This window comes from Bacillota bacterium, assembly GCA_018818595.1.
In the GTDB taxonomy this organism is placed as follows: Bacteria; Bacillota_I; Bacilli_A; order Izemoplasmatales; family Hujiaoplasmataceae; genus JAHIRM01.
The window spans coordinates 1-2247 of the sequence record JAHIRM010000030.1 but is presented as its reverse complement, the minus strand read 5'-3'; the positions used below and the strand labels follow the sequence as shown (position 1 = coordinate 2247).

The window sequence follows — 2247 nt, the reverse complement described above, 5'->3', positions numbered from 1 at the left end:
TGTTAGTCTCTTTTTCATGGTGGGGGAAGCCTCCCCACCCCTCATGGCAGCCCAGAGGGCTGCCAGAGGTTATAATTCTTTCTTACTTTCTACAGAGCCCGTGTGGGATATGGACGCCAGGTATGGTTTAATAGGATTAAATTTTTATAACTATTACAACCTGTTAATTTCAATAATTTCTAATAAATTCATTAAATTGATGATTTATCTTAGTTTTTTGCAGATATTGTGCAAAATTAATCGATAAATATATAAATAAGTAGTTCTTTCTGTCTAATAAAATGATAATCGAAATATCCATTGAAAACTATTTGTCAATTAAAGAAAAGATTACTTTTAGTTTGGATTCCAGCGCTAGTAAAAAACTTCCTCAAAATATAATAAAATCTGATAAAGGAAGGATTTTAAGATCAGCAGTAATTTATGGTCCAAATGCATCAGGAAAATCCAATTTGATTAAATCAGTTTTTTTCATATGGTCTTTAGTTAAACATTCACATTCTTTCAATGTGGACACAAAATTGAACAATATTAATCCAAAAAGGATGCCCTTTAAATTAGATCCAAAATATTTAAAGAAACCAAGCAGGTTTGAAATACAATTTATTTATAAGAAAATTAAGTATAAATATGGTTTCTCTTGTGATGACAACAGAATTGTTGATGAATATTTATTTTATTGGCCAAAAGGCAGAGAATCTTTAATATTCAAAAGAGAAAAAACAAAGAAGTTTTTGTTTACAATTAACAAGAATCAACAAAAAACAATTGAAAAACAAATGAATGATAATGTTCTATATTTATCTAGAGCTACCCAATTGGGTTATGGGGAAACCAAACTTGCATATGAGTTTATTGTTAACAATATTACTATTAATCCTTATCTAAACGATATTAATATGGCCTTCAAGGAAATCTCCGATAATCCAAAACTCAATAATTGGATTCTGAGTTTTCTAAAGAAAACCGATTTTGGAGGAATTGAGGATATTCAAATTAACAAGAAAAAAGGGTGGAAAAATACTCTTGTGATAAATAAAGGAGGCGATATTTCTCAAAAACACGAAGAAGCTGAAGTATATAATCCTACATTTATTCATAAAAATTCGGATAGTGCACTAATAAATTTCGGTATTGAAGAAGAATCCTTAGGGACACAAAAAACAATAATGATGTTAGTCCCGTTTTTTGACGCGATAAACTCAGGAAAAATTGTAATTATTGATGAGTTAGAATCTAGTTTACATCCAAATATCTCTAAGCTTCTTATTAGACTTTTTAATAGAAAGAATGTTTCAAATGCTCAGTTAATCTTTACAACACATAATACGGGTCTTCTTGATGAAGATTTATTTAGAAGGGATCAAGTGTACATTTGTTCAAAGGAATCAAATAAAAATACCCTGCTTAGATCGCTCTTAGATTTTGCACTTAGAGAAGATGCTGATTTTGAAAGAGCATACTTAAATGGGAGAGTTGGGGGTATTCCGTTTATAGATGAGACTTTATTAGAGGAAATGAGATGAGAAGACCTGGATTACGACCAACCAAGAAGCTTTGGATTATCTGTGAAGGGAAAACGGAAAAATTGTATTTTGACAAATTACGAATCGACAAAAGAATCAGTAGATTAGAAATAAAAACTATAAAATCAGGACATCAGAATGCAGATGGAATAATCCAAGATGCAATTGGGTTTATTGCTAGAGGGAAAGATTTCCAAAAAAATGATTTGGTTGCTTGTGTGTTTGATAGAGATGCAAATACTGACTTACAGTTTGGTAGGGCTAAATCATTAGCTACCAAAAATAAGATACTCATATCATTTTCAAATCCTTGTTTTGAATATTGGATTTTATGTCACTTTGGCTATTTTCCGAGTTCTTATGAAAAGGATACATTGATAAAAAAGATTCAAGATAAATTTGCTGATTATATATCTTGCGATCCTGAGTTATACAATAAAACCAAAGAAAAGTTGAATAAAGCAAAAATCTATGCAAAAATGATTAAGAAAAAACATGTTGATGATGGTAAAGAACTGATTAAAAGAACTGCAAATCCATTATCACTGGTATTTGAATTGGTTGAACTTATTGAAAAGTTCAAGGACTAAAAAAGCTACAAAACAAGGTTATGAAACAAGAACGACCATTCATAAGGAATTTTATTGTTGCGCTTTCGAGTGTAATAGTAACGAAGTTAGTTTTTTTAGCATTCAATCTTAAGATCTTTAAATTTTTCATG

General features: G+C 30.0%; 3 protein-coding genes. All 3 read left to right on the top strand.

The annotated features are described in order from the left end of the window. A partial coding sequence (locus KJ971_05410; protein MBU1145275.1) for a hypothetical protein occupies window positions 1–247 on the top strand: 247 nt, incomplete at its 5' end. 64 nt (window positions 248–311) lie between these two features. Continuing rightward, entirely contained in the window at window positions 312–1526 is a 1215-nt protein-coding gene (locus tag KJ971_05405) for an ATP-binding protein (protein MBU1145274.1), read from the top strand. Then, window positions 1523–2116 carry an RloB family protein gene (locus tag KJ971_05400; protein MBU1145273.1) on the top strand — a complete coding sequence of 198 codons (594 nt, stop codon included), beginning with the start codon at window positions 1523–1525 and terminating at the stop codon, window positions 2114–2116. Before KJ971_05405 ends, KJ971_05400 begins: the two co-directional genes overlap by 4 nt. Window positions 2117–2247: the final 131 nt, after the last annotated feature.